Genomic DNA, 19,169 nt, shown 5'->3' with positions numbered 1-19,169 from the left:
GCGGCGTGGTTGCATCGGTGCGTGTCGCGTTCCCCGCGAGCACCTGGAGCGGCTGAATTGGCGCCCGGGCTCGTCCGCAGACCCCGTCACCCCGGCGCGGGTGAGCCGGAGTGGGACGCCGCCGCGCTCAAGGTGCTCGGGCACACCACCGGGCCGCTGCGGATCGTCGGCGGGCCCGGGACGGGCAAGACGACGCTCCTACTGACGAGCATCGCCCGGCAGATCCGCGCGGGCGACGACCCGTCGCGGATCCTGCTGCTCGTCGGGAGCCGCCGGGCGGCGGCCGAGCTGAAGGAACGCATCGGCGACCTGGTGCACGGCGAGGGCGACGGGCCGGAGGGCACGTCCCGCGAGCCGCTGGTCCGCACGGTGCACTCGTACGCGTTCGGGGTCCTGCGCCTGCACGCCGCCCGCCACGGCGACCCGCCGCCGCGGCTGCTCGCGAGCGCCGAGCAGGACGCCGTCGTCCGCGACCTGCTCGCCGGCGAGGAGTCGGGTGAGGCGCCCGACTCCGGCTGGCCCGAGCGCCTGCGGCCCGCGCTCGTGCTGCCGGGATTCGCCGCCGAGCTGCGCGAGCTGATCCTGCGTGCCGCCGAACGCGGTCTGGGCCCCGACGAGCTGACGGAGCTCGGCGAGCGCTACGACATGCAGCCGTGGTGGGCGGCCGGGCGCTTCTTCCGCAGCTACGAGCACGTGAACCTGCTGCGCGGCGCGGCCGGTCGCGGTGCGCCGCAGGCCACCGCACCCGCGCTCGACTCCGCCGAGCTGGTGGCCGCCGCGCTCGACGCGCTGGCCGCCGATCGCGAGCTGCTCGCGGCCGAACGCGAGCGTGTGCGCAGGCTCGTCGTCGACGACGCGCAGGACCTCGACCCGCAGCAGATGGAGCTGGTGCGGGTGCTCGGCTCGACGGCGCAGTCGGTGCTGCTGGCCGGCGACCCCGACCAGGCCGTCCTCAACTTCCGCGGCGCCGACCCGGAAGGCATGCGGGCGGTGGAGGCCGAGACGGTGGTGCTCGGCACCGATCACCGCAGCGCACCGGCCGTCCGGGAGGCGTGCGCACGGCTCGTCGCGCGGCTGCCGGGGGCGGGGGAGGGCCGGGAGCGCATCGGGCCGGAGGTGGACGGTCCGGAGGGCACGGTTGCCGTGCGGATCTTCAACTCCGCTGCTCAGGAAGCCGGGTGGGTCGCCGACCAGCTGCGTCGCGCGCACCTCACCGACGGCGTGCCGTGGTCGCGGATGGCCGTGCTCTCCCGCTCGACACGCCGCTCGCTGCCGACGTTGCGGCGCGCGCTGCTCGCGGCCGGCGTGCCGATCGCCGCGCCGCCCGACGAGCTGCCGCTCGCGCAGCAGCCCGCCGTCGTCCCGCTGTTGATGATCCTGCGGTACGCCACCAAGCCGCGCGAGCTGGACGCCGACGCCGCCACGGCGTTGCTGACCTCGCCGCTCGGCTCGGCCGACCCGATGAGGATGCGACGGCTGCGCCGCGGTCTGCTGCGGCTGCACGCCGCCGAGTCGCCCGACCAGCCCATCCGCGACGACGAGCGGCTCGGCAGCGACCCGCTGCTGGTCGAGGCGATGCGCGCGGCAGCGAGCGGCCGTCCCGACCCGCTGGTCGCGCTGCCGCCGAACGAGACGGCCCCGCTGCGCCGCATCGGCACGCTGCTCGCCATCGCGGGTGACGCCGCCCGCGACGGCGAGAGCGCGGAAGAGGTGCTCTGGCGGGTCTGGCAGGCGTGCGGGCTGGGGCAGCGGTGGAGCGAGGCGAGCGCACGCGGCGGCCCGGTCGGCGCTGCGGCCGACCGCGACCTCGACGCCGTGCTGGCGCTGTTCGACGCCGCCGCCCGGCACAGCGACCGGCTGCCGGGTGCCGACGTCGCGGGCTTCACCGAGTACCTCGCCGACCAGCAGCTCCCGGGCGACTCCCTGGCCCCGCGCGCCCCGCGCGGCGAGGCCGTCATGCTGCTCACCGCGCACGCCGCGCGCGGCCGCGAGTGGGACGTCGTTGCGGTGCCGGGCGTGCAGGAGGGCGCGTGGCCCGACCTGCGGGTCCGCGGCAGCCTGCTCGGCAACGAGCGGCTCGTCGACCTCATCGCCGGGGTTGCGGAGCCCGGTGGCGCGCCGATCTCGCGGGTGGCTCCGCTGCTGGCCGAGGAGCGCAGGCTGTTCTACGTCGCCTGCTCGCGCGCGCGACGCACGTTGCTGGTCAGCGGCGTGCAAGGAGAGGACGAGCAGCCGTCGCGGTTCCTCGACGAGCTCGACCCGGTGCCGGCGGGGCAGGCCGACCGGCCCGTGTACAAACCTGGCCGCGCGCTCGTGCTGGCCGAGCTGGTCGGTGAGCTGCGACGGGCCGTCAGCGCGCCGGAGGGCACCGATCCGGCGCGGCGCCGGCGGGCCGCGCTCGCGCTTGCGCGCCTTGCGGAGGCCGGTGTGCCCGGCGCGCGTCCCGACGACTGGTACGGGCTGGAACCGGTCTCCACGACCGTCCCGCTGCGGCCGGAGGGCGAGGTCGTTCCCGTCTCACCCTCGGACGTCGAGAAGATCATGCGCTGCCCGCTGCGCTGGGTGATGGAACGGCACGGCGGCGGCGAGGTCGGCGCGCTCTCGGCGGTCACCGGCTCGCTCGTCCACGCGCTCGTGCAGGCCAGCGCGGCGGGCGCGGGCGAGAACGAGCTGGAGGGGGCGCTGCAGTCGGCGTGGAACAAGCTCGACGCCGGCGCGCCGTGGTTCGGTCGCCGCGAGCTGACGCGCGTACGGGGCATGCTCGCCGCGTTCGACGGCTGGGTGCGGTCGAGCCGGGCCGACGGGCTGCGGCTGGTCGCCGTCGAGCAGCCGGTGCAGCTCGACATGGCCACCGAGGTGCCCCGGCGCACGTTGCGGCTGCGCGGGCGGGTCGACCGGCTGGAGGTCGACGCCGAGGGGCGGCCAGTTGTGGTCGATGTCAAGACCGGCAAGGTCGCCGTCAGCGTCAAGGCGGCGGCGGAACACCCCCAACTCGCCGTCTACCAGCTCGCCGCCGCGCTCGGCGCGTTCGGCGAGCTGCTCGAACCCGGCGTCCCGCCCGGCGGCGCCCGCCTCGTCTACCTCGCCGACCAGAAGGCCGGCGGGCAGGCCAAGGAACCGGTGCAGCCGCCGCTCGACCCCGCCGAGCTGGCGCGGTGGCAGCAGGTGGTGCACCAGTCGGCAGAGGAGACGTCCGGCTCGACGTTCATCGCGCGGGTCGGGCCCGACTGCGACCGCTGCCCCGTGCGCACCAGCTGCCCCGTGAGCGAGGCCGGACGTCCGGTCACCGAGCCGTAGACCCGACTTCCCCACCGTTTTGGGCACTTGCGCGCGATTTCGGCGCGCATCCACCCAAAACGGTGGGGAAGTTGGGGCGGTGTTCGAGGGCGCGGGCCGTGCGGATGTGGCGGATCTGCAGAGTGGTGCCCCGGTAGCGCGCGGGGAGCACCAGCATCACGCGGCGGACGGCACGCAGCGCGAGCGTCGCGGCCGCGTCCAGCCCGGGCAGGGTGGCCGGCAGCCGGTAGAGCCGCCGCGCCCATGGCGGGAGGAGCGCGAACGCGAGCCCGGCCAGCACCGGGTAGACGAGCAGCAGCGCGGCCAGCCGCGGTGGCGCCGGCACCACCAACCACATCCGGATGCCGGCGACCGCTTCCTTGGTGAGCCGTAGCTGCGGCCGCATCCGTTCGAAGTACGCCTCCAGCTCGGCGACGGACCCGGGCACCGTGGCCGGGTCGAGGCCGACGACCGCGGCCGCCCGGCGCTGCTCGTCGACGTAGGCGTCCGTGTCGGCGGCCGTCAGCGGCACCCCGGCCCGCTGCGCCACCCGCAGGTACGCGAGCACCTCACCGCAGTGCACCCACATCAGGTTCACCGGCTCGTCGAGCCGGTACTCCTCGCCGGTGTCGAGGTCGCGGCCGCGCAGCCGATCGTGGATCGCGCGCACCCGCCGCCCGGCCCGCTCGACCTCGGCCGTGCTGCCGAACGTCCGGGTGGAGACGTAGTCGGCTGTGCGGAAGAGCCGCGCCAGCGCGTGCTTGCGGACGAAGAGCGTGGAGTGCTGGTACGTGCCCCACAGCGTGTGCGGGTGCAGCGACTGGATCGCCAGCGCGTAGAACGCCGCCACCCACATGACCGGGTCGCTGTGCACGCGCCAGCTGACGGAACCGGGCCCGAAGAGCCCGTTGTCGGGCGACATCCGCTCCTCCTCTCGCCGTTGCGACGGGGGTGTGCAGTACAAGTACAGCGTGGAACTGTCCCCGCGCGCGCTCGCAACCACACTCGGGTTGCCGCCGCCGACCGACGAGCAGGCCGCGGTGATCTCCGCGCCGGCTCGTCCCGCGCTGGTGGTCGCGGGCGCCGGGGCCGGCAAGACCGAGACGATGGCCGCCCGAGTGGTCTGGCTCGTCGCGACCGGGCAGGTGCTCCCCGAGCAGGTGCTCGGCCTCACGTTCACCCGCAAGGCGGCCCAGCAGCTCGGTGCGCGGGTGCGTTCGCGGCTGCGGCGCCTCGCCGGCTCGCGGCTGCTCGACGAGCTCGACCCCAGCGGCGAGCGCCGGGCCGCCGTGCTCGCCGGCGAACCCACCGTCTCGACCTACCACGCCTACGCCGGCCGGCTCGTCGCCGAGCACGCGCTGCGGCTGCCGGCCGAGCCGGCCGCCCGGCTGCTCAGCCAGACGGCGTCGTGGCAGCTCGCCCACCGCGTGGTCAGCAGCTGGTCCGACGACCTCGACGTCGACGTCATGCCCGCGACCGTCACCGAGCGGCTCCTCGCGCTCGCCGGCGAGCTGGGTGAGCACCTCGTCGAGCCGGGTGCCGTGCGGGCGCACGCCGAGCAGATGATCGACATCATGGCCGACGCCCCGCGCGGCAAGGGCCAGCGCGCCGAGCCGTCGCAGACCTACCGGCGCTGGGTCGATGCGCAGCGGCAGCGTGTGGTGCTGTTGCCGCTGGTGGAGGCGTTCACGGCGCGCAAGCGCGCCGAGCGGGCCGTCGACTTCGCCGACCAGCTGGCCATCGCCGCACGGGTCGCCGACGCCCATCCGGAGGTCGGGACGGCGGAGCGCACGACGTACCGGGCGGTGCTGCTCGACGAGTACCAGGACACCGGCTACGCGCAGCGCGTGCTGCTGCGAGCGCTGTTCGGGACGCCTCCGGGGGAGGCGGCCCGGCCCGACGCACCCGCGGTCACGGCCGTCGGCGACCCCTGCCAGTCGATCTACGGGTGGCGCGGCGCCAGCGCCGGCAACCTCGTGCGGTTCCGGACCGACTTCCCCGCGGCCGACGGCAGCCCGGCCGACGAGTACGGCCTGCTCACGAGCTTCCGCAACCCGCCGGAGGTGCTCGCGCTCGCCAACGTGGTCTCGGCGCCCATGCGGGAGGCCCCCGGCGCCGTCGGGGTCGGCGCGCTCAAGGCGGGTCCCGGGGCAGCGGCGGGTGACGTGCGGGTGGCGCTGCTGCCCGACGTCGGCACGGAGATCGCGTGGATGGCCGACGCGATCGCGGATCAGTGGCAGGCGAACGAGGAGGCCGGTGCGGCGCCGCCGACGTCGGCAGTGCTGTTGCGCAGGCGCGCCGACATGGACCAGATCGCGGCAGCGCTGCGGGCGCGCGGGCTGCCCGTCGAGGTCGTCGGGCTCGGCGGGCTGCTCGACACCCCGGAGGTGCGCGACCTGGTCAGCGCGTTGCGGCTGGTCGCCGACCCGCTCGCCGGGCCGGCCGCGGTGCGGCTGCTCACCGGCGCGCGTTGGCGGCTCGGCGTCTCCGACATCGCGGCGCTCTGGGCGCGGGCGCGCGAGCTCGTGCCGTCGTTGCCGCCACGACGCGGCCCGCTCTCGCCGGAGGAGCTGGCGATGGGCGCGCTGCCGGGCGAGCAGGCCGAGCAGGCCGGGCTCGTCGACGCGCTCGACGACCCCGGCCCGACCGCCGCGTACTCGGCCGCGGGCTACGGGCGGATCACCCGGCTGGCCCGCGAGCTGCAGTGGCTGCGTTCACGCGGCGCGGCACCGCTGACCGACCTCGTCGCCGACGCCGAGCGGGTGCTGCTGCTCGACGCCGAGACCGCGGCCCGGCCCGGGCCTGTCGGGCGCGCGCACCTCGACGCGTTCGCCGACGTCGTCGCCGAGTTCGCCGCAGGCGCGGAGGTCCCGACGCTGCCGGCCCTGCTCGACTACCTGGAGACCGCGGAACGCGCGGAGGACGGGCTCACCCCCGGCGAGGTGGACGTCGCCCCCGACCGCGTCCAGGTGATCACCGTGCACGCCGCGAAAGGGCTGGAGTGGGAGGTCGTTGCCGTCCCGCACCTCGTCGCGCAGGTGTTCCCCGGCCGCAAGATCGGGGGCACGTGGCTGACCAGCGCCGCCGAACTGCCCGTCGCGCTGCGCGGTGATTCCGCCGACCTGCCCGGCATCAACCTGCCGGTCGACGGCGACCGCAAGCAGGTCGAGACGGCGGTGAAGGACCATTCCGACGCGCTCGACGAGCGCCGGCTCACCGAGGAGCGGCGCCTCTTCTACGTCGCCGTGACCAGGGCCGAACGGGTGCTGCTGTGCTCGGGGCACCGCTGGCCCGCGGCGGGCGACCGGCCGAAGGAGCCCTCGGAGTTCCTCGTCGAGATCGCCGCGGTGCACGGCAGCGAGCAGTGGGCCGACGAGCCGGACGCCGGCACCGCCAACCCCGCCGCGGTCGAGCCGCCGACGGGGCTGTGGCCGAGCGACCCGCTGGGGGCGCGGTCCGCCGACGTGCACGCCGGTGCCGATCTGGTGCGCGCGGCCATGCGTGAGCTCGCCGAGCTGCGGGCCGCCCGCGCCGACGCGGCCGAGCCGGGCGAGCAGATGGAGCTGCTCGGCGAGGAGCCACCGTCCGACCCCGAGCTCGACGATCCGGAGGGCTGGGCGTCCGACGTCGACGTCCTGCTCGCCGAGCGGGCGAAGGCGCGGGCACGGCCGACCGTCGCGTTGCCGTCGCAGCTGACGGTGAGCCAGCTCGTCGAGCTCGCCGCCGACCCGGCCGCGCTCGCATCCCGGCTGCGCCGCCCGTTGCCGCTGCCACCGAGCCCGCACGCCCGTCGCGGGACGGCGTTCCACGCCTGGCTGGAGATGCGCTTCGGCGCCGCCCAGCTGCTCGACCTCGACGAGCTCCCCGGCGCGGCCGACGAGGGGGCCGTCTCCGACGACCTGCTCGAGGAGCTGCAGGACGCCTACCTGGCATCCGACTGGGCCGACCGACGGCCGGTCGAGGTCGAGGTGCCGTTCGAGACCGTGGTGGCCGGGGTGGGGGTGCGCGGCCGGATGGACGCCGTCTTCGTCGACCCCGACGGCGGCTACATCGTCGTCGACTGGAAGACCGGCGCAATGCCGGATCCCGCGCAGTACCCGGCGCTCGCGGTGCAGCTCTCGGCGTACCGGGTGGCGTGGGCGGCGCTCGCCGGATGCTCCCCGGAGTCGGTGCGGGCGGTGTTCCACTTCGTGCGTTCGAACCTGACCGTGCGGCCGACCGACCTGCTCGACGCCGACGGCCTGCGCGCGCTGTTGACCTCGGTTCCCGCCGGCGGATAAACCGCTTCCCTCCGCCGGGAAGATCGGAGTGTGGATATCTATGTGCACAACCCGACCGACGGTGTCTACGCAACCGACGGCGACTGGGTGCATGCCGTCGAGGTCCGTGGCGCCGAGCGGACCGTCTACGTCAGCGGCACGATGGGGCTCGACCCGGCCGGGGCGCCGGGCGCAACGCTCGAAGAGCAGCTCGACCTCGTGTGGCAGAACATCCGGGTGATCCTCGGCTCCGCCGGGATGACCCTCGACAACATCGTGCGGGTCACCAGCTACCTGCGTGACGGCTCGTACGCCGATACGAACGCCAAGGCCCGGGTCGCGGCGCTGAACGGGCGTGCGGTGGCGACGACCGCGATAGTCGTGCAGACGCTGCTGAGCGAGTGGCTCATCGAGATCGAGGTGATCGCCGCTGCCTGACCACGGTGCACGCCTCCGACCCGGCGAGCGGCTTCCCGCCGCCCGGGTTCACCCGGTTCTGGCTGGGTGAATCGGTCTCGTCGTTCGGCACCTACATCACGCAGCTGGCGCTGCAGACGCTCGTCGTGCTCACGTTGGGCGGAGGGGCGCAGGAGGTCGGCTGGCTCAGCTCCGCCCGCTGGCTGCCGTACCTGGTGCTGGGGTTGGTGGTCGGCGCGCTCGTCGACCGCTACCGGCGGCGTCCGATCATGGTCACGAGCGACCTGATCAGGGCCGCGCTGCTCGTCATGATCCCGGCGGCGTGGGCCGCCGGGATCCTGTCGATGCCGGTGCTGCTCGTGATCGTCGTGGCCTACGGCACCGCGTCGCTCGTCAACGATGCGGCGTCGCAGTCGTTCATGCCCCGCCTGGTGCCGAGCGAGCACCTGCAACGCGCCCACTCGCGCATCGACGGCGCCGACGCGGTGGCCCAGACCTCGGGGCCGGCGCTGGCCGGGCTGCTGGTCAAGCTGCTGGGTGCGCCCCTCGCGGTGCTGGTCGACGCGGCGAGCTACTTGTTCGCGGCGGTCGCGGTCGCGACGCTCCCGGTGCCGGAGCGCCCGGCCGGCGCCACCCGGATACCGAACCTGCGGCGTGAGATCCGCGACGGGATGGTGTGGGTCTACCGCGAATCCGGGCTGGCCGTGCTGGCGATCGCCACCCACGTCTGGTTCGCGGCCAACGCCGTGCTCGGCGCCGTCGTCGCGCCCTTCGCGCTGATCACCCTCGGGCTGAGCCCGCTCGAGTTCGGTGTCGTGGCAGCGGCCGGCGGCGTCGGCGCGCTGGTCGGCGCGAGCACCACCGGCGCGGGCGGGCGGCGGCTCGGTACCGGCGGCGCCGTCATCACGGCCCACCTCGTGACGACGCTCGGGGTGGGCCTGATGGTCGTCGCCGGCCTGGGTACCAGCGGGTGGGCCGCCGCGGCGGTGCTCGGGGTCGGGCAGGCGTGCCACGGGTTCGGGATCGGGTTCAGCAACTCGCACGAGATGAGCTACCGGCAGTCCCGCACCCCCGACGAGCTGCAGGCCCGCACCAACACGACCATGCGCTCGTTCAACCGGGCCGTGATCGTCGTGGTCGCGCCGCTCGGCGGGCTGCTCGCCGACGGCGCGGGCATGCGTCCTGCCTTGGTCGTAGCGGCCGCCGTGTTCGCCGCCTCCGCGATCATGCTGGCGGCGTCGTCGTTCCGGCGGGCGTGAGCAGCTCGGCCAGCTTGCTCATCGTGTTCCAGTTGCGCGTGGTGACGGCGACACCGAGGTGCTTCTCCGCGTACCCACCGACCGGCGGCGCTTCGAGGAGCCCGTCGGGGCACCACTGGTAGAACACGCGGTCGCCGCGGCGGGTCCACTCCGGGTCGAGCGCGACCGGGTCGTGCTCGGCGACCAGCGCGGGGTCGGGGGGGGCGGCGAGGACGTGCACCATCATCCGCGAGCCGTTGTCCGCGACCTCGGTGAACGGGTGCGCGGCGACGATCTCGCCGACGTGCTCCGCGGTGAGCACGACGGTGCGCGAGCTGAACCCGGCCTTCGCCTCGATGGCCGCCTCGATCCGCGCCGCCTGCTCGGCCGGATCCGCCTCGGGGCCCGTGACGACCGCGTTCCCGCTGTTCAGGTGCGTGCGCACGGCCGTGTAGCCGAGATCGGTCAGCAGCTCGCGCAGATCGGCCATCGCGATCCGCTTCGCCTTGCCGACGTTTATCCCGCGCAGGAGAACGGCGTACCGGGGCACCGCGCCACTGTAGGCCCGGCGCGGTGGGCGGGGGTGCCTGGAAAGCCACTTTCCCGGCGTGTGAGGCCGGGAAAGTGGCTTTCCCGGCAACGCGTGCGACCCGCACCCATCCCACGGACGCCCGGGCACGAGCCGACGGGCCGGCTGGGAGCGCGCGTGGCTACCGGCCCAACGTCCAGCCCCGCGTCGTGCGGGTGAGCTCGCGGAACCCGATCGCCGTCAGGAACGGCAGCAGCCCCGGCTCGACGTCCGACTCGGGTGCGATGACGGCGTAGTCGAGCAGCCGGCGCGCTCCACCGAACCGGAGGCGGTCGGCGGCGTGCCCGACCAGCCAGGTGGCGACGCCGCGGCGGCGGAAGTCGGGTTCGACGTAGAGGCTCCACGTGTCGGCCCAGCCGTCCAGCCGGGAGAGCGTGCCGCCGGCGGTGAGGTCGGACTGCACCTCGTAGTGCCCGACGACCCGGTCGCCGTGCACCGCGCTGAACCGCGGCGCGTTGTCGCCGAGCTCGAAGCGCAACGCCAGGTCCGGCCGGCCGGTCGCGCCGGGCAGGTCGGCGAGGTCGGCCACGAGCACCGCCTCGATCCGCTCGCCGGGGCGGAATCCGGCCCGGTCCAGCGCCGCGGCCACGTGCGGCCACCGGGCGGGCACGCCGTAGGTCGCGGGCGCCGGGAGGCCGCCGTCGGCGTGGATGGAGGTGACGCCCAATCGTCGCAGCGTCGCGAGCCCGGCCGCGCAGAGCGCGTCGGCGACGGCCCCTTCCTGCGGTCGGAAGAGCAGCCAGGTGAGCTCACCCGTGCCGCGCATGTCCGCGCCGACCCGGTTGTCGTCGCCGTAGCGGACGAGGTGGACGGCGGCGGCGAGCACGCCGTCGCGCAGGGCGACGAGGGTCTCCCGCGCGACGATCCACGGCCCGACGATCGGTTCGTCGGGGCTGCGCTCCAGCTGCCCGAGCACGGCGTTGGGTGAGACGCTCACGCCGGGGAGCACGGCGTCGATGTGGGCGTTGACCAGCGCCGTCAGCTGGTCGCGGTCGCTGCGGCGGAACGGTCGGATCTCGATCGGTGGCATGGCACATCCCTGGACGAACGGACGTCGGAAGGAGCCGCCACCGGTGCGGTACCGGCCGAGCATAACGCCTATCGACCGGTGTCCTTCCTGACTTTCAGCGCCCAGAGGACGAGCGGGATCTGCAACGGAAGCCGCCCGTAGGCGATGGCCCGCTCGCGCGGCGATCGGTCGGACCAGTCGATCGCCATCTTGACGTTCGCGGGGAACACGGCCGCGAACAGCCCGGCCGCGGCGAGGCCGCCGACGCGCCGGGAGCGCGGGACGGCGACCGCCACCCCGACCCCGATCTCGGCGACCCCCGACGCCAGCGTCCAGAACCGCGGCGAACCGGGGATCTGCCTGGGCACGAGCGCGTCGTACGGCTTCGGGACGAGGAAGTGCATAGCACCCATCCCGATCAGGAAGCCGGCGAGCGGACCTGCGAACCGTGACGTCACGAGCGTGATCGTTGCACGGGGGCGCTATCGTCACGCGCCGTGAGGAGAGAACGGCGACGCGGTGCGATCGTCGATCCGACGTTGTTCGGGCCCGTCCGCATGCCGGACTCGACCGTCACCCCGCTCATGTCGCTGCTGCGCAGGCTGGCGATCGCGCTCGGGGCGCTGGTGGCGACGGCGCTGATCGTGTACTTCGGACGCGACGGCTACCTGGACAACAACAACTCCGACGGCATCAGCCTGCTCGACGCCTTCTACTACTCGACGGTGTCGGTCTCGACCACCGGTTACGGCGACATCGTCCCGGTCAGCGACACCGCGAGGCTGTGGACGACGATCGTCGTCACGCCGTTGCGGCTGATCTTCCTCATCACCTTCGTCGGAACGACCGTCGAGCTGCTCACCGAGCGGTCCCGGCAAGGCTTCCGGATCCAGCGCTGGAGGTCCCGAGTGCGTGATCACACCGTCGTCGTCGGTTACGGCACGAAGGGTCGCGCCGCCGTGGACACCCTGCTCGGCGACGGCGCCGAGCCCACCGACATCGTGGTCGTCGACACCGACCGGGCCCAGCTCGACGCCGCCTCCGCACTGGGGCTGGTGACCGTCACCGGCAACGCGACCCGGTCGAGCGTCCTGCGGGTCGCCGGGGTGGACCGAGCCGCGGCCATCGTCGTCGCGACGAACCGCGACGACACCGCCGTGCTGGTCACGCTCACCGCCCGGGAGATGGCGCCGACCATCCGGATCGTCGCCTCGGTCAGGGAGTCGGAGAACGTCCACCTGCTGCGGCAGTCCGGCGCCAACTCGGTGATCGTCTCGGCGGAGACGGCCGGCCGCCTGCTCGGCGCCGCCACCACGACCCCGAGCGTCGTCGAGGTGATCGAGGACCTGCTCACCCCCGACGCCGGCTTCGCGATCAGCGAGCGGCCCGTCGAGGAAGAAGAGGTCGGCGGCTCCCCGCGGCACCTCAACGACATCGTCCTCGGTGTCGTGCGCGGCGAGGACCTGTACCGCGTGGACGCCTCCGCCGTCGACGCGCTCGAACGCGGCGACCGGCTGCTCTACGTCCGCAAGGCCTCGCTACCGGACGAGGACTGACCGTCGACAACGACATTTTGGCTGTTGTGAGCGCTAACAAACAGCCAGAACGTCGTTGTCAACGCTCTCCCGGGGCTTCCGGCAGGGTGAGGATGAAGCACGCTCCGGCGCGTGTCACCGGTTCTTGGCAGCGCAGGTCGCCGCCGTGCGCGCGGGCGATGCCGCGGGCGATCGCCAGCCCGAGGCCTGCGCCGCCGTCGGAGCGGGCCTCGTCGAGCCGCACCAGCCGGTCGAAGATCCGTTCGCGGTCGGCGGCGGGCACCCCCGGCCCCGTGTCGCAGACCCGCACGACGGCGCCGGCCGGTCCCGTACCCACGTCGACGGTCACCGCGCCGCCGGCCGGGGTGTAACGGCAGGCGTTGTCCAGCAGGTTGCCGAGCACCTGGCCGAGGCGGGCTGAGTCGCCGAGCACGGTGATGGGCGAGCCGGTGACCGTGACCGTCCGGTCGGGGACGAGCAGACGGGCCCGGTCGGCCTCGCCGTTGGCGAGTTCGAGCAGGTCGACGGGGGCCCGCCGCAGCTCGATGCCCGCGTCGATCCTGGCCATCGCCAGCAGGTCGTCGACCAGCCGCCCGGCCCGGCGGCTCTCCCGCAGCATGAGCATGTGCAGCCGCTCGCGCTCCTCGACCGGCAGCCCCGGCGCCATCGCGGCCTCTGCCACGGCCTGCACCCCGGCCAGCGGCGTGCGCAGCTCGTGCGCCGCATCGGCGACGAACTGCCGGGTCCGCTCCTCGGACGCCACCGCGGCAGCCTCGGCCGAGCGCGCCTGCCGTTCGGCGCCCTCCAGCGCGTCGAGCATCCCGTCGAACGCGGCGGCGGTGCGGCCCAGCTCGGTGTCGGTGCGCGAAGGCGCCAGCCGCCGCCCCCGATCGCCACGGGTGATCGAGCGGGCCAGCGCCGTCATCGCGTCGAGCGGGGCGAGCGCGAGGCGCGTGGTGAGCAGCGTGACGACCCCGGCGACGGCCAGCGCCCCGACGCTGAGCAGGAACAACGTCCGTCGCAGCAGCGACTGCGCGCCCGTCACCTGCGCGTCGCTCGCCACCAGCGTGAGCTGCGAACCGTCGGCGAGCGGCTGCACGAGCGTCTCGTCGAGGTGATCGTCCGGCCGCCAGGGGCCATCGGGCTTGTCGCGTTCGCCCCGGTGCGGCGCCCACGGCGGCCCCCAGGCGTCCTCGTCCCTCGTGCGGTACGTCTTCCCGTCCGGCCCGACGACCACCGCCCTGACCCCCGGCCCCGTCACCTGCTGCGCGGCCTCCGGCCCGCTCAGCCCCTGCCCGACGAGCTGCGAGGCGAGCGCGGCGCGGGCCCCGAGCTGCTCCCGGATGTCCGCCCTGCTCTGCACGGAGAAGACGACATCGGTGAGCACCCCGACGACGAGCAGCGCCGCCGCCATCACCAGCATCGAGAACGCGGTGACGCGACGGCGCAGTGAGACGGTCCGCAGCCGGTTCACGGGGGCCCGTCGGCCTTGAGCACGTACCCGAGGCCGCGGACGGTGTGCACGAGCCGCGGCTCGCCCAGCTTGCGGCGCAGCGCCGACACGTGCACTTCGACGAGGTTCGGGTCGTAGTCGGTGTACCCCCACACGCGCGTCAGGATCTGCCCTTTGCTGACCACCCGCCCGCGCTGGGCCGCGAGGTAGTCGAGCAGCCGCAGCTCGGTGGCGGTCAGCTCGACGGGCACGCCACTGCGGCGCACCGAGCCGGCCGCGGCGTCGATCAGCAGGTCGCCGACCTCGATCGTCGACGGGGTGCGGCCCATCCGGCGCAGCACCGCCGTCACCCGCGCGACCAGCTCGGCCAGCGCGAACGGCTTCACCACGTAGTCGTCGGCCCCGCCGTGCAGCCCGCGCAGCCGGTCGTCGACCGCGTCGCGCGCGGTCAGCATCACGACCCCGGCATCGCTGTTGCGCCGCACGACGTCGAGCAGCGCGAACCCGTCGCGCCCCGGCAGCATCACGTCGAGCACGACCAGATCGGGCCGGAAGGCCGCCAGGTCGTCCTCCAGCGTGCGCCCGTCGACCCGCCCGGTCGCGCCGAACCCGGCCTCGGTGAGGCCGGCCAGCACGGCCGTGCGGATCGCATCGGCGTCTTCGACCACCAGTACACGTGCTCCCACCTGCCCCATTGTGGACGGGCCCGCGCCGCCACGCCTGAAGATCGGCTGAAGGTGGCCCCGGCTTCAGGTTGCGCTCAGCCGCCGCCTCGAACCTCGGTAGCAGACAACCACTTCCCGAGGAGGACGACATGACCGAACCGACCGAGCAGGTGCCACCGTCGGAAGAGCCCAAGACCCGCCCGCGATGGCAGCGGCCACGCGGCCGTGGCTTGATCATCGGAGCGGCGCTCGTCGCGCTCGTGGTCGTCGCCGGAGTGGCGTTCGCGCTGCTGACCCCCGGCGGCGGTCCGTGGCGAGGCGACCGGGGCGGCCACTGGGGCGGCCCGGGCGCGATCGCCGGCGAACGCGGCGATTTCGGGCCCGGCGGTCCGTGGGGCGGACCGGGCGGCCCCTGGGGCGGCCCCGGTGGTCCCGGCGGTCCCGGTGGTCCTGGTGAGCGCGGCCGGTGGCACGACGGCGGTGGCGGTCCGGACGCCCCGATCGTCGCCGGCACGGTCGCGTCGACCACGGCCGACTCGATCGTCGTCACGCAGGACGGCGGCGCGCAGCGCACCGTCCGCACCGACGACCGCACGCGGGTCGTCGGCGCCGGCAACGAGCGCGTCGGCGACCTCCAGACCGGCGAGCGGGTAGTGATCAGGGTGAACGGCACGGGCGACAGCGCGGTCGCGCTCGTCGTGCAGGCCGTGCAGAGCCGCGTGACCGGCACCGTCACGGCTGTCGCGGGCGACACCGCGACCGTCGCGGGCTTCGACGGCCTGCCCGCGACCGTCGACACCGCGAAGCTGAGCCAGAAGCCGGCCGTCGGCGATCTCGTCGAGATCACCGGCACGGTCACCAACGGCACGACGATCGCGGCCGACGGGATCCGGATCCTGCCCAAGGCGGGCTGACGGGGATCGGGGGTAGCGTCGCCCCGTGCGCCTGGCTACCTGGAACGTGAACTCGGCCGTCTCCCGGCTGCCCCGCCTGCTGCCGTGGCTCGACGAGCGTGCGCCCGACGTCGTGTGCCTCCAGGAGACGAAGCTCTCCGACGAGGCGTTCGACGAGTCGTTCGCGGCGCCGCTCGCCGAGCGCGGCTACGCGGTGGCCCACTTCGGTGAGGGCCGCTGGAACGGCGTGGCGCTGCTGTCGCGCGTCGGGCTCGACGACGTCGTGCGCGGGCTGCCCGACGAGCCGCGCTTCCCCGAGCCCGATTCGCCCGCCGAGGCGCGCGCGGTCACCGCTACGTGCGGTGGCCTGCGCGTGACCTCGGTGTACGTGCCGAACGGGCGCACGCCGGAGGACCCGCACTACAGCTACAAGCTGGAGTGGCTCGCGGCGCTGCGCGCGTCGGTGACCGCACCTGGCAGCGCCGTCGTCGCGGGGGACATGAACATCGCGCCCACAGACGACGACCTCTGGGATCCCAGCCTCTTCGTCGGCTCGACGCACGTCACGCCGCCGGAGCGCAAGGCACTCGCCGAGCTGCTCGGCCTCGGCCTGCAGGACGTCGTGCGCGACCGCTGGCCGACCGAGCGCGTCTTCACCTACTGGGACTACCGCGCCGGGCGTTTCCACCAGGACAAGGGCATGCGGATCGACCTCGTGCTCGCCGGCGCCGAGCCGGCCGGCCGCGTGCAGGCGGCGTGGGTCGACCGCAAGGCGCGCAAGGGCAAGGGGCCGAGCGATCACGCCCCCGTGATCGTCGACATCGACGAGGCCCCCGACGGCGACATCGGCCCGGTCGTCCCTCCACCCTCGACGCCGGCGAAGCTGCCGCACCGCCCGCAGTAGCCCGTCGACAACGACGTTCTGGCTGTTGTTAGCGCTCACAAACAGCCAAGACGTCGTTGTCAACGGTTACGCGTCGGCCGGTACCGGCGCCGCGGTCCGTCCGGCGAGGAGCGCGCCGACGCCCGCGAGCACGGCCATCGCCGCCGCGAGGACGGGCAGTGCCGTCGAGGGGAGCACGAACGCCACGATCAGCGCACCGCCAGCACCGATCAGGATCGCGGTGCCGATCTGGTCGGCCATCTGCGCGGCGGACGTGTGGAACCCGACCTCACCGGGGGCGGACTGCTGCATGACGAGGAACGAGATCGACGACATGCCCAGCCCCATCCCGGAGCCGGCGATCGCCCAGAACACGGGCGCGAGCCACGCGATCCCCCATGCCGGCGCGACGAGCAGCAGGCCCGCGCTGCCGATCGCGACCGCGGCCAGGCCGATCTGCAGGAGCCTCGTCCGCGACAGGTCGGGGTGGCGGCCCTGCCAGAACGAGACCGACGACCACCCGAGCGATGCCGTGATCAGCGGGATCCCGGCGGCCGTCGTCGACCAGCCGTGCGTACTGGTCAGCATCAGCGGGATGAACGAGTTCAGCGTGAAGAACGTGCCGGCGAGCAGCGCGCGCGTCAGCACGACCGACGGGATCCCCCGCCGCGCGGAGACGACACCCGCGGGAAGCAGCCGTCGCAGTGCCGGCACCAGCACCGCGAGCGCGACCAGAGCGACGACCGCCGCGACCACGCCGACCTGCTGTCCCGCCCAGCTCAGCGCCGAGACGCCGAGCGCCGCACCGAACGCCGCGAGCACCAGCCCGCGGCGCGGCGCGCTGCCTTCACGGTCGGGATCGGGCGTCTCCAGCGTCCGGACGGCCGGCAGCACGAGCGCCAGCGCCAGCAGCACGAACGGCGTGAGGCCGAAGAACACCCAGTGCCACGAAAACGCCTCGGTGATCAGGCCGGAGACCGGCGGGCCGATCAACGTCGGCAGCACCCAGGCCGAGGAGATCAGACCGAAGACCGCGGGCCGGCTGCCGGGGGAGTAGAAGACCGCGATCAGCACGAACGCCCCGACGGTCAGCGCCCCCGCGCCGAAGCCCTGCAGCAGCCGGCCGACCAGGAGCTGGCCCATCGTCGGCGCCGCGCCGGCGACGAGGAGGCCGGCGCCGAACAGCAGCGGCGCCGCGATCAGCGGGATCCGCGGCCCAGCGACGTCGCACCAGCGTCCACCGACCACCGTGCCGAACACCGATGCCGCCATGAACGTCACGAACGGCCACGAGTAGAGCGCGACCCCGCCGAGGTCGGCGACCAGCGCCGGCATCGCCGTACCCACGCCCATCGCCTCGAACGCGACGAGCGTGACGAGCAGGACGATTCCGAAGGTGGTCGCCCTGCGGTGGGGACCGAACAGGTCGGCGCGCACCGAAGGTGCCGGCGGGTTCGAGGTCATGGTTGAAGCCTGCAAGTTCGACACGGGTTCAGGTCAAGTCACCTCTGCTTCCGATCTGATCATCCGTACTGAGAGAGTGCACACATGGGGGGTTCCGGGTCACGTCTCTTCTCCGCCGCACTGCTGGTCGTCGCGGCCGGGCTGGCCGTCGGCGGGAGCTTCGGCGCGCTCACTGTCAGCACGCTGACGACGTCGTCCGGCACGATCACTACATCCTCCTCCGGCTGGTGGAACACGATCGACCCGCCGCCCGCCGTCAACATCGAGTACGTCCCGCTGCACGGGATCACGCTCGCGATCGGTGCGGCGATGGCGCTGACGGCGGCGGTGATGCTGGCGAAGAGCGCTCCATCCGGGCCCGACCAGCGGCAACCGGGCCGGACGCTGGGCGTCGCCGCCGGTGCGCTGCTGGTCGGGGTGACGGTGTCGATCTGGCTGGACCTGGTCGCGGAGTGGACGAGCACCGCCGCGCGGATGGAGCTGGACGGCCCCATCGCGGAGTACCAGTACGGCATCGCTCTGGGCTTCGGGGCATGGCTGCTGCTCGCCGCGGGCGCCGTCGCGCTGGTCGCGTTGATCGTGCTGATGGTCGCCGGGAGGCGTCGTCGCGTGCAGCATTTCGAGCCGCTCCCGTTCGCCCAGCAGCAGTGGACGCCGCCCCCGCCGCAACGTCACCCGTTCGAGCGGTAGTCGCCGCCTCACGCTGCGCGTCCGGCCGCACGGGACGAACCTGCAGGTCATCGACGCCCTGGGAGGTCACCCGTGAGCACCCGTCCGATCCGGCAGGCTGTTGCCGGCACGATCGCCTGTCTCGCGCTCCTCGGCGCTGTCTCGTGCGCCAACCCGCAGACCGCTCCGCCGCTGCCGCCGGCCGTGCCCGGCGCGCCCGCGGCGCCGCCCGCGGCCCCCGCTGACGCCGGCGACGCGCAGCCCGCCGTGCTCGGTGCCGCCGGTCAGGGCGCGGCCGGGCTCGCCGCGCTGGGGGCGCTCGGCGCGTCGAACGGGGTAGGTGCGCCGGTCCGTGATCTCGGCTCGCAGCTCGCCGAGGATGGCAAGGCGCTCGCGGAGCAGATGAACGAGGTTGCCGCGGCACAGGGTGTGACGCTGGGCGACCAGCCGAGCTCCGAGCAGCAAGCGATGCTCGCCGACCTGCAGAGCCGGTCCGGCGAGCAGTTCGACCAGGCGTGGCTGCGTGCCGCGGGCGAGGCGCTGCAGCAGGCGCGGGATGCCGCGAACGCTGTGCTCGCTTCGCCGGATGCGACCGAGGAGGCCAAGGCCGCCGCACGTGCCGCGCTGGCGAAGCTGGACGCGCTCGGTGCCTCGCTGCGGCAGGCGACCGCCTCGGCGGGGGCCTCGACACCGGCGCAGGTGGATGCCGGCACCGGCGGGCAGGCCGCGCTGGGCGACCAGGCGCTGACCGTGATCGCGCTGTTGACGGCAGGAGCGTTCCTGCTCGGTGGCGCGCTGTGGCGGCGGCGTTCGATCTAG

Annotated in this window: 16 protein-coding genes; 9 read left to right on the top strand and 7 right to left on the bottom strand. The window is 74.3% G+C overall.

Going from position 1 to position 19,169, the window contains the following annotated elements; translation table 11 throughout:
- Positions 1 to 21: 21 nt before the first annotated feature.
- Positions 22 to 3,297, top strand: coding sequence for an ATP-dependent helicase (locus LL648_RS00725; RefSeq protein WP_232660388.1), 3,276 nt, complete (start codon positions 22 to 24; stop codon positions 3,295 to 3,297).
- Here LL648_RS00725 and LL648_RS00720 read toward each other — a convergent pair.
- Positions 3,284 to 4,198: an oxygenase MpaB family protein gene (locus LL648_RS00720; RefSeq protein WP_232660387.1), complete on the bottom strand. Its 915-nt coding sequence runs from the start codon at positions 4,196 to 4,198 to the stop codon at positions 3,284 to 3,286. The genes LL648_RS00725 and LL648_RS00720 overlap by 14 nt on opposite strands.
- Before the next feature lie 49 nt (positions 4,199 to 4,247).
- Here LL648_RS00720 and LL648_RS00715 point away from each other — a divergent pair, with 49 nt between their 5' ends.
- Genes LL648_RS00715 through LL648_RS00705 form a run of 3 tightly spaced genes read left to right on the top strand, consistent with a single transcriptional unit; the run spans position 4,248 to position 9,211 of the window.
- Positions 4,248 to 7,556 (top strand): ATP-dependent helicase, encoded by a 3,309-nt coding sequence (locus LL648_RS00715; protein WP_232660386.1) that lies wholly within the window; start codon positions 4,248 to 4,250, stop codon positions 7,554 to 7,556.
- Positions 7,557 to 7,586: 30 nt separating this feature from the next.
- Complete coding sequence (locus tag LL648_RS00710) at positions 7,587 to 7,973, top strand: RidA family protein (protein ID WP_232660385.1); 387 nt, start codon at positions 7,587 to 7,589, stop codon at positions 7,971 to 7,973.
- A 5-nt stretch (positions 7,974 to 7,978) separates the two neighbouring features.
- The gene (locus LL648_RS00705; protein ID WP_232660384.1) at positions 7,979 to 9,211 is read left to right on the top strand and encodes an MFS transporter; all 1,233 of its coding nucleotides are present in this window, start codon (positions 7,979 to 7,981) and stop codon (positions 9,209 to 9,211) included.
- Here the strand turns inward: LL648_RS00705 and LL648_RS00700 are convergent.
- The 3 genes from LL648_RS00700 to LL648_RS00690 form a co-directional block, all read right to left on the bottom strand.
- The gene (locus tag LL648_RS00700) at positions 9,177 to 9,740 is read right to left on the bottom strand and encodes a DUF1697 domain-containing protein (RefSeq protein WP_232660383.1); all 564 of its coding nucleotides are present in this window, start codon (positions 9,738 to 9,740) and stop codon (positions 9,177 to 9,179) included. The genes LL648_RS00705 and LL648_RS00700 overlap by 35 nt on opposite strands.
- A 160-nt stretch (positions 9,741 to 9,900) precedes the next feature.
- Positions 9,901 to 10,809 (bottom strand): GNAT family N-acetyltransferase, encoded by a 909-nt coding sequence (locus LL648_RS00695; RefSeq protein ID WP_232660382.1) that lies wholly within the window; start codon positions 10,807 to 10,809, stop codon positions 9,901 to 9,903.
- Between the two features lie 68 nt (positions 10,810 to 10,877).
- Entirely contained in the window at positions 10,878 to 11,201 is a 324-nt protein-coding gene (locus tag LL648_RS00690) for a DoxX family protein (protein WP_232660927.1), read from the bottom strand.
- Between the two features lie 144 nt (positions 11,202 to 11,345).
- On the opposite strand from LL648_RS00690, the gene LL648_RS00685 reads away from it, so the two are divergent.
- Positions 11,346 to 12,344, top strand: coding sequence for a potassium channel family protein (locus LL648_RS00685; RefSeq protein WP_232660926.1), 999 nt, complete (start codon positions 11,346 to 11,348; stop codon positions 12,342 to 12,344).
- Between the two features lie 58 nt (positions 12,345 to 12,402).
- On the opposite strand, the gene LL648_RS00680 is transcribed toward LL648_RS00685, so the two are convergent.
- Both LL648_RS00680 and LL648_RS00675 read right to left on the bottom strand, forming a co-directional pair.
- Entirely contained in the window at positions 12,403 to 13,788 is a 1,386-nt protein-coding gene (locus tag LL648_RS00680) for a HAMP domain-containing sensor histidine kinase (RefSeq protein ID WP_441344298.1), read from the bottom strand.
- Between the two features lie 5 nt (positions 13,789 to 13,793).
- Positions 13,794 to 14,471, bottom strand: coding sequence for a response regulator transcription factor (locus LL648_RS00675; protein WP_232660380.1), 678 nt, complete (start codon positions 14,469 to 14,471; stop codon positions 13,794 to 13,796).
- 119 nt (positions 14,472 to 14,590) lie between these two features.
- On the opposite strand from LL648_RS00675, the gene LL648_RS00670 reads away from it, so the two are divergent.
- Positions 14,591 to 15,355, top strand: coding sequence for a hypothetical protein (locus LL648_RS00670; RefSeq protein ID WP_232660379.1), 765 nt, complete (start codon positions 14,591 to 14,593; stop codon positions 15,353 to 15,355).
- A gap of 25 nt (positions 15,356 to 15,380) precedes the next feature.
- Positions 15,381 to 16,238, top strand: a complete 858-nt coding sequence (locus LL648_RS00665) for an exodeoxyribonuclease III (protein WP_232660378.1) — start codon at positions 15,381 to 15,383, stop codon at positions 16,236 to 16,238.
- 66 nt (positions 16,239 to 16,304) lie between these two features.
- Here the strand turns inward: LL648_RS00665 and LL648_RS00660 are convergent, their stop codons facing one another.
- On the bottom strand, positions 16,305 to 17,681 hold the full coding sequence (locus LL648_RS00660; protein ID WP_232660377.1) for an MFS transporter: 1,377 nt from the start codon (positions 17,679 to 17,681) through the stop codon (positions 16,305 to 16,307).
- Positions 17,682 to 17,765: 84 nt separating this feature from the next.
- Between LL648_RS00660 and LL648_RS00655 the strand changes: the two genes are divergently transcribed.
- Positions 17,766 to 18,371 (top strand): hypothetical protein, encoded by a 606-nt coding sequence (locus LL648_RS00655; RefSeq protein ID WP_232660376.1) that lies wholly within the window; start codon positions 17,766 to 17,768, stop codon positions 18,369 to 18,371.
- 72 nt (positions 18,372 to 18,443) lie between these two features.
- Complete coding sequence (locus LL648_RS00650; protein ID WP_232660375.1) at positions 18,444 to 19,169, top strand: DUF4142 domain-containing protein; 726 nt, start codon at positions 18,444 to 18,446, stop codon at positions 19,167 to 19,169.

Origin of the sequence: Pseudonocardia sp. TRM90224, from assembly GCF_021245725.1 — a bacterium.
Classification (GTDB): domain Bacteria; phylum Actinomycetota; class Actinomycetes; order Mycobacteriales; family Pseudonocardiaceae; genus Pseudonocardia.
This window is presented reverse-complemented; position numbering and strand designations above follow the sequence as displayed.

Coding starts and splice junctions, on each gene's coding strand:
- LL648_RS00720 (WP_232660387.1), bottom strand. CDS start 4,198: ATGTCGCCCGACAACGGGCTCTTCGGGCCCGGTTCCGTCAGCTGGCGC.
- LL648_RS00695 (WP_232660382.1), bottom strand. CDS start 10,809: ATGCCACCGATCGAGATCCGACCGTTCCGCCGCAGCGACCGCGACCAG.
- LL648_RS00690 (WP_232660927.1), bottom strand. CDS start 11,201: ATGGGTGCTATGCACTTCCTCGTCCCGAAGCCGTACGACGCGCTCGTG.
- LL648_RS00685 (WP_232660926.1), top strand. CDS start 11,346: ATGCCGGACTCGACCGTCACCCCGCTCATGTCGCTGCTGCGCAGGCTG.
- LL648_RS00675 (WP_232660380.1), bottom strand. CDS start 14,471: ATGGGGCAGGTGGGAGCACGTGTACTGGTGGTCGAAGACGCCGATGCG.
- LL648_RS00670 (WP_232660379.1), top strand. CDS start 14,591: ATGACCGAACCGACCGAGCAGGTGCCACCGTCGGAAGAGCCCAAGACC.
- LL648_RS00660 (WP_232660377.1), bottom strand. CDS start 17,681: ATGACCTCGAACCCGCCGGCACCTTCGGTGCGCGCCGACCTGTTCGGT.
- LL648_RS00655 (WP_232660376.1), top strand. CDS start 17,766: ATGGGGGGTTCCGGGTCACGTCTCTTCTCCGCCGCACTGCTGGTCGTC.